The following is an 8,313-nucleotide window of genomic DNA, read 5'->3' as shown; positions in this document are numbered from 1 at the left end:
TTTGATCACCTTCCATAATGGTTGGTGGCCCTATTTTCAGTTGGCGTTTCTGGCCCTGTTTTCGGTCGGCGTTAACAGTTCCAGAGCACGATCGCGTCGGTGAGCAGATTCAACCTTGAGGCGCGGTAACGCTGTTGTTCGAAGGAGCGGTCGCAGATTTCGCCGAACCGGTTGAAGAACACGGCCCGGGCGAGGGTATTGCGTGCTTCGCCTTTGTTTAGGCCTGCGGTGACAGTGCGGCGTAGTTCGGGGTTCTGTAGCCAGTCGAGGAGGAAGAGGGTTCGTTCGATTCGGCCGAGTTCTCGGAGTGCGGTTGCGAGGCCGTTCTGGCGAGGATACGCACCAAGTTTTCGCATCATCAGCCAACGCGGTAACGGTTCCTGTTTTGATCGACGCGGCGAGTCGGAGGATCTCATCCCAGTGCTGGATGATCGTGGCGGTATTGATCGGGCCGCCGATCAGCGGTGCCAGTGTGGTGAGGCCGTGGGCGCGGGTTGGTGTAGAGACGGGTTTCGTCTACGTTTCGGATGCGGGGTGCGAAGCGGTAACCGAGGAGTTGCATTTTGACCAACTTTCCGGCGCGACAAAGTCCACGGCAAGCCGCCCGCTAATACGTGACTTTTGCGTGGACGCCAAGTTCGGGGGTGTGCAAACGGTCAGGACGATGACGCTGTCTTCGATCGCGTCGAGGGCGTGTCGGGCATCCGGGACTGTCAGAAGATCCCCCGGGGAACCGTTCCACTCGGCAGACCCAGACCGTAACAGCACCCGGCCCACGAGGACCTGTACCGTCGCTTCGCCCGGGTTTTCATGCTCCGATAAACACTCCCCGGACCGGAGAGCGATGAGGGTTTGCCGCAAATGGTGTTCATGACCGCCGAACACCGTCTCCGCGCTCCGTCCGCTTGACGCCCGCTTGGCTTGATCCAAGTGATGCCGGCCCAAAGCGATTAACGATACTTTCTGCATCAGGACGTTCCCTTCTCAAACCTTGCCGGGAATCGCTCATCATTGAGGATCGCTACCAGAACGGCGGCCTCGCTGATCTCAACGCTTTTCGAGGCGGTGAGCACAGTCAGGTTCCCGTGCCGGGCGACCGCGAACAGATGAGAGAGAACTTTGGCCTGCACTGGGTACGCAAGCTCCGAACGATATCGGGCTGAAAACTCAGCGAACAGCTTCGGGTCGTGCCCGTACCACTGACGGAGGGCCGTAGACGGCGCGACAGCCTTCTGCCACTCATCAAAATTCGCTCGTTGCTTGCTCAACCCGCGAGGCCACAAACGATCCACCAGCACTCTCGTCCCGTCCCCTCGGACCCGCGCATCGTAGGCGCGACCGATGCGTACACGGTGTGCAACGACACTCACCGGACCGCCCCGTCGCGCACCGTCGTGCTTGTGGTTTCCCAGCGGGCCACCCACCGTACCGGGCCCTGCGAGGGGCCCGGAGACCGCTCTCTGAAAATGGCGGGGTGTGCCTGGTTGACGGCGTCCATCAGGAGGGTCGAAGCACTCTGGGATAGGCCATTCCGAATCTGCAGAACGAAACTTTTCGACGAACTATGGGCATAGCCCTAGTATGTTCTCCCGATCGTCGTGACGACGAGACTAAAGTCACATCCCACAAGCGTGACGCGACCACTCGCCACGGTACTCCGGTAGGTGAAAACGTCCCCAACAACAGCGAATCGCGACACAGCGATCCCGAAACGTCCCCATAAAGCCTCCGACTCAACGTTGGTACCTCAAGTTGACGCGAATTCGTTGGGATCGGTTCATACCAGCTTTGCCTCTGGTTGAGGGGAACCCCCACAGGGCAAGGTGTCTAGGTGGCCAGCCGGCCACCAGAGTGCTGGTGATACGTGGTGGTGGCCAGGGCGGTTCCCCAGGTTTTTGCGCGGTTGAGTTCTCCAGGCTCGAATTCCCCGTCAGTACTGAGGAAGAATATTTCTGGTGGCATGACGGGGGTGAAGCCGTTGATGTCCAGGACGTGTTGTATTTGAGTGTCCGCTTCGAAGACAGAGAGGTGGCGGCGGGTTCGGGTTTCGAACACGGCGAACAGGGTTGGTGTGGGAGGAAGTTCAGTGAACCACTCGCGCATACTGATGGCCCCGGGCGGTAGGACTGTCGCGGCAGGGTCCGATGCGTTTTGGGCTTCTCGGATGTCGTCGGCGTGGGCTTCGGGCAGGCTCAGCCCTGACCAGTGATCAGGGGCCCCGACAACGAGGAGGTCAGGTTCGCCGACCGTGTCCGGGTCAGCGTCATTGACGCTGAGAACCCTGACGGTAGCGAAACGCGATAGGCCGGAAGCGATGCTTTCGGCGACCTGCTGGGTACGTCCGTGAATGGACTCGTACACCACCACAACATCCATCGCTGTTACTGCCCTCTCAAGGAGAATCTGTTGTGGGAACTCTATTCCTATCACCCCAACCCTTTACCGGAGATCTTCTCGTTGCTGCCGTCTTGCTAGAGGTAGGAGCTGAGTAGTGCGATCGCGGCGGCGCCCATGATCGCGAACGCGCACCAAAGACCGATTTTTGACCATCGCCCGTTGACGTAGTTGCCCATGATCGCGGTGCGGCTTGTGAGCCTCGCGATGATGAAGATCAGCGGCACGGCGACGATCCCGTTGAAAACCGCTGTGAGTACGAGGGCTTGGACCGGGTCAAAGCCCACGAAGTTCAGGACCAGCCCGGTCAGGGTACCGATAATGATCACGAGGTAGAACGCGCGGGCTTGCCGGAATTTGCGAAATAAGCCCTCTTTCCAGTTGAACGTCTCTGTGATGGCGTACGACGAAGACCCGGCAAGTACTGGGATACTCATCAGGCCGATCCCGATTACCCCGACAGCGAAAATCAGTTTGGCAAGTAATCCGGCGTTCGGGAAGCTTTTCACCAAAGGTTCCAACGCCTGGGCTGCATCAGCTGCGGTAACGATGTTTGTGACACCGCCCTGGTTCAGGACGACCGCGCCGACCACGATGATGAACCAGGCCACAATGTTCGAGAAGAACATCCCGAGCACCGTATCAATCCGGAGCTTCCTCAAATATGTTCTCGTCAGGGGCGGTGGGCCCTCCCCGGCGGAAGCGGGTTGTTGCATTCGTTCGTCTTCGACAACGTTGCTGGTCTGCCAGAAAAACAGGTACGGAGAGATCGTGGTTCCGAAGATGGCGACCAAAACGAAAAGGAACTGCTGGTTGAACTCGATATGCGGAATCACGGTCGCTTTCACCGCCTCCGCCCAGGGCACGGCGATCAGGAACGCGGTCGCTAGGTACGCAAACAGCGCGAACGCCAACCATTTCAGAATCCTGACGTACGTGCGGTACGGGACCAGTACTTCTAACACCAGGATGATCACCACGAACCCGATCGCGAGAACAACGAAAGGCACCCCCGGGAGGAGCAAGTTCGCGCTGGCGGCCATCGCCCCGATATCCGAACCGATGTTGAACGTGTTCGCCGCGGTGACCAGCAGAACGATGGGGTACAGCACTTTCTTCGGGTAACTGTCACGGATGATCGCGGCGAGACCCTTCCCGGTCACCGCACCGATCCGCATACACGCCTCTTGCACAGCGATCATCAGCGGCAACGTCAACAGAATCGACCACAACGTTCCGAAACCGAACTGTGCGCCGGCCTGGGAATACGTCGCGATCCCTGACGGGTCATCATCAGCCGCGCCGGTCACGATCCCCGGACCCAACACACGCAACAGCCGACCAAACCCACGCTTTTTCCCTCGCCGAGGAAACGCGACGGCATCCGAATCATATTCCTGCCCCGGGTCGGCAACCTGCTCATCAGAAGGGGTCGTCATCGTGCGCTGAGTCTAAGCCGCCGAAATGAGCAGTACCACCGCCCTCACCATCGACAGTCCGGCCGGACGAATCAGCCGTTGGCCGCTTCATGATCAAACCAGCTTGCGCAGACGGGAACTGACGTTGATGCAATCATGAACTGAAAACGACAATACCCAGCTCCGAAAGAGCCCAAAATTTCCGCTGTCCCGCCTCAACCCGCACCGCGGCCGATACCCCCACGCGTCTACCGTTAGCGTCGGATATTTGACGAATTCACAAGCCACCCCTATAGACGAAGGCCCCGCAGATGGTGTGACACACGGAGGGGTACCCGCGCCGCGGGTGCCCCTCCGTGTGTCCAGGTGCTACCGTTCGATGCCCTGATCCCGGGCGGGCGCCTGATCCGCCCCCGACTGCCGATCGTCTCGGTCACCCGCTTTCTGCACCTTCACGTTGACGCCCTGCCGGCGCAGTTGCTCGACCCGTTCGGCCGCACGCTTCTGCTGCTGCTCCTTCATCCTCTGAGCCGTTGTTTTAGCGGCGGTGGGCTTCTGCAGGGGTTTAACAGCGGTGGTTCCCGTTTGTGCCGTTGCGGCCTGTCGGGCGCGGAGAGCGGCGGCTGTGGCTGCTGCTGCGGCGCGCTGCCGGTCGTTCTCGGTGGCGGCGGGACGTGAGCTGAGAACCTGGGATTTGTGCATGGCCGTGACCCGTTGGGCCAGGTCGGCGCCCACGGTGCGCTGCCGGTAGTCCGCCGGCACCGCGGCGGTTTCCTGGGGGTCGATGCGGTACTGAGTGCGGAACACGTCCACCTCGGCGGCAAGTTCCGTCCACTGCTGCCGGCGGGCGGTGTCGGCGGGGACCTCGCCCAGCCCGCTTGCCCAGGCGGGCTGTTCGGCCGCGATTGTTGCACCGCGCTCCTCGAGGCGCACGTGTAGGTAGTCGTAGCGTTCGGCCAAATGTTCGCGCCACTCGGGCGCGGTGTGTTCGGAGTCGATCGCGCGTCGGTCTGCGATCCACTCCGGCACCGCCGGGGTGGCCCTCTCCTGGTCGATGGACACGGTGGCCCGGTGGCGGTCGGTGTTGTCGCTGATCCGGGAGGCCAGCACGGCCGCCGGGTCCTGGGCGTTGGCCATGTCGCGTTGCGTCCACGCCTGGCGGATCGTGTCGACAGGGTCCAGGCCGGCGGCCTCGGCGTGGCGGAGCGCGGCCTCGACCGCGCCCCAGCTCTCCTGCTCGCGCAGCGTTGTTGCCAGGCCTTCGCCCAGCCCCTGGTTGGCGATCTTCGTAAAGCGCAGCACGTCGGCGCGCTCGTGCACGTCGCCGTACTGATCGATGAGAGTCACCAAGTCATCCACCCGGGCCTGCTCGGCGCGGATGGTCTCGGTGGCCGAGAGCATACCGTCAGCGTTGCCGGCGATCTGGGCCAGGACGTCACTGACCGGCTGGGCATCGGCGGTCTCGACATACAGGCGGTTTTCGTGCTTGCCACGGGTCAGGCCAACGTAGACGAGTTCCCGGCTGGTACTGCTGTCCGCCAGGACGTGCGCGGTATCGGCGGTCATACCCTGGGCGCGGTGAATGGTCGAGGCATAGCCGAGCTCAACGGCGCTGTTCACGTAGTCATTGGGCAGGGTGATCGTGCCCCCGGTGCCCTGGTTGCTGACAGTGAGTGTTCCGTCTCGGTGCGCCTTCACCACAGTCCACAGGTCGCCGTTCTTGATGATGTCGCGGCCGCCGCTGACCTTCAACTGCGAGTTGTTCACCCGGGTCACAACCGTGTCGCCCTGGTAGGCGGCCAGGCCGTCGCGCAGCGGGGCTGATTGCTTGCCCGTGACGATTCCCTCACTCATGCCAAACGCCTGGGCGCGGGCATTCAGCTCGGCCACGGTGCTGTTCTGCTGGGCGAGCATCACCGAGTGCAGACCAGCTGTGGTATCCGACTGCCAGGACGCGAACACTTCCCCTGCCATCCGGTCAACGCTGCCGCCGGTAACACGATCATTCGTGACGTACCAGGCGAACGGATCGCCAGTCGTTGCCGGGTCGCGCAGCAGCTTCGTGGCCTCGGCTTCGTCCTTGTTGATGAAGCGGTGCAGCTGCTCAAGCTTCACGGAACCGACCTCGTTCTCCAGGAGTCGCAGCGCGCCACCGGCCTCGACCGCGGAAAGCTGGCGGTCATCTCCGATGAGGCGCACGTGTGCGCCGTGCAGCTGGGCAATGCGGGTCACCTTGGCCAGGTTGGTGGTGCCGGCCATGCCGGCCTCATCCACCACGATCACGTCGCCCGGGTTCAGGTCCAAACCCTCGATGCGTTCCGTCTGCTGCAGCAGCTCGGCCAGGCTGCCTTTCTGGAAAGTGAATGAGTGAATCGTCTTGGCGTCGATTCCGATTGCGTCTTTCATCACCGCGGCCGCAGTGGCGGACGGGGCCAAGCCCACCACCTTCCCGCCCTGCGCTTCGACTGCTCGGGCCGCTACGCGCAGCGCCGTTGTCTTACCCGTACCTGCAGGGCCAGAGCCCACGACCAGGCGCGCACTGCTCGTGGCGAACACCCGGGCAAGTTCCCGCTGGCCAGCGTCCAGGTGCCGGCCGTCCTTCGCGGCGACCTGGTCGAACACGTCGCGGGATACGGGCGAGGCCGTGCGAGTGCGCGCGGCGTCCAGCAGTGTGTCCTCAGCGGCCAGGATGCTCCGAGACGTGAGGAGCTGGCGGCCCTTGTGCTCGTAAATGCTCGTGCCGTCACGCCGGGTGAGGGGCTGGAAAGCGCCGTGCGGTGCCGGCGGGGTGACGGTGATGGAATCGGTGTTCAGAGCGTGCCGGGTGATGTCCTCGACGGTGCCCTCAACAGTGTTGCCGCAGCTGTGCTGCGCCTGGACATAACGGCGGGTTTCGGCCTCGATCGTGTGCGGTCCCCACACTGCATGATGCTCAGACACCGTCTCCACAACCTGGGCCGCCGCCTGCGCGACGGTGACGATTTGCGCCGGCACCGTGGAGGCGCTGTCGTCCCGTGCGCGTGCTTGGGCATCCCGGAGAATGCCGCCCACGGCACGGTCGCCAACCAGTGCCCCGGCCTGCACGCGCCAGAGCGTCCGCAGCTCCGACAGTGCCCGGGCGTGGAGCTTCTGCGGCCGAGTGTCCAAGGTAGCCTGCTGAGCCAAGGCAATACGAGCCTTCATGTCCGGGGTACGGCCATGGGTTTCGCGGTACTCGGATTCAAGCTTGGTCATGGCGGCTTTGATCCCCACCGACCTGGTCGAAAAACCGGAAGTGAGGCGTTCATCGATCCCGGCGATTTCGACCACAGGCCGCTTGCCCGGGGTGACCTCGCGCAGTTCGGTTGCCAGGTTCAACCGGTCGGTAACCCTGTCCATCACACGTTGGTTGTAGAACTCCGACGCGGCCACCCCCTGACGGTGCAGCAGCTTGGAATCGATGGTGCGCCACTTCCCATCCACGCCTTTGACCTTGTTCGCAACCACCAGGTGATCGTGCAGCTGCGGGTCACCGTTCCGGGAATCGTAGTGGCGGAACCGGGTTGCGATTAGGCCGCCCTCAACGTCGATCTGGGCGACGCCGTTAGTGCCGGCGCGGGTGGCGATTGCTTCGCGTTCGAGGTAGCCGATGGTGTCACTGATCGCGGCTTCATGCTCTTCCTCGATCGCCTTCCGGGTCTCGTTATCGCCCAGCGCCCAGAGCGTTGACACGCTCTTAGCGGGGGAGAAGACCAGGTCGAATCCGGCAACGGCCTGCTGCGTGGGGCGGGTGGCCGCGGTGATGAACCGGCCCAACTCTTCCTTGTCGGCTGGCTGCCGGCCCTTGGCCGTGCGGAACGCCTGCGCGCCCTCCCGCACCCGGATAACGCGGCGTTCTTCGGCGTTAGGTTCGCGGTGGTTGATCCGGGTGAAGTCGGCGTAGCCCGTTTCGATCTGCTCGCGGAGGTCGGTAGTTCTCTGCTTGTACGAGTAGTAAGCGCGGCCCAGCTTGGCCAGCTCCATCGCCTCATCAGCGGTCTTACCCTGAGCTTGGGCTGCGGCAATGATCTGCTCCGCATCCGGGTGCAAACCCTCACCGTAGAGGGCCTTCATCTGCTCCTCAGTGACAACACCGGAAACGCCCAGGGCGGCCAATCCTGAACCCACCCAGACGCCGGGAGGGTTGCCCTCGATGGTGTAGTAATCGCCCAGCTCCTGGCCCGCCTCGCGCTTCACATCACCGCTGGCAGTCTCGCTGATGTAGTACGCATACCCGTCTCCCGCGGAAAGGATATGCACAGTCATCATGGGGGTCAGCCTACCTCGTTGATTACTAATGCCAGAGGTGTGACAAATTAGGTGACGAAGAATGAGGAGCGAATATGGCCAGGATCGTCAGAGACTGCGTCTGTGCTTTGAGACCGCTGGGAGTGCACGGAGCCGACGAGGAACGAGGACAGCGCAGTGAACGCGGTCGATAAGCAACAGACGAGTGCTCCGCTTTTCCCGACCTCGCCCCGTG

4 protein-coding genes and 1 pseudogene are annotated in these 8,313 nt (G+C 62.6%); all 5 read right to left on the bottom strand.

Annotated features, from left to right (window positions below; translation table 11 throughout):
* Positions 1–77 precede the first annotated feature (77 nt).
* Positions 78–562 (bottom strand): annotated as a pseudogene (locus QN345_RS03460) (Tn3 family transposase); the annotation flags it as partial.
* 406 nt (positions 563–968) lie between these two features.
* The gene (locus tag QN345_RS03455) at positions 969–1,370 is read right to left on the bottom strand and encodes a DUF488 domain-containing protein (protein ID WP_323508454.1); all 402 of its coding nucleotides are present in this window, start codon (positions 1,368–1,370) and stop codon (positions 969–971) included.
* A gap of 457 nt (positions 1,371–1,827) precedes the next feature.
* A complete protein-coding gene (locus QN345_RS03450) occupies positions 1,828–2,364 on the bottom strand; it encodes a flavodoxin family protein (RefSeq protein ID WP_323508453.1) in 537 nt (178 codons plus the stop codon).
* Positions 2,365–2,471: 107 nt separating this feature from the next.
* Positions 2,472–3,833, bottom strand: coding sequence for a divalent metal cation transporter (locus tag QN345_RS03445; protein ID WP_323508452.1), 1,362 nt, complete (start codon positions 3,831–3,833; stop codon positions 2,472–2,474).
* A 348-nt stretch (positions 3,834–4,181) separates the two neighbouring features.
* Positions 4,182–8,099, bottom strand: a complete 3,918-nt coding sequence (mobF, locus tag QN345_RS03440) for a MobF family relaxase (RefSeq protein WP_323508451.1) — start codon at positions 8,097–8,099, stop codon at positions 4,182–4,184.
* Positions 8,100–8,313 lie beyond the last annotated feature (214 nt).

Origin of the sequence: Cryobacterium sp. 10I1, assembly GCF_035019805.1 — a bacterium.
Lineage (GTDB): Bacteria > Actinomycetota > Actinomycetes > Actinomycetales > Microbacteriaceae > Cryobacterium > Cryobacterium glucosi.
The sequence above is the reverse complement of the archived record's forward strand: the minus strand, read 5'-3'. Positions and strand labels throughout refer to the sequence as shown.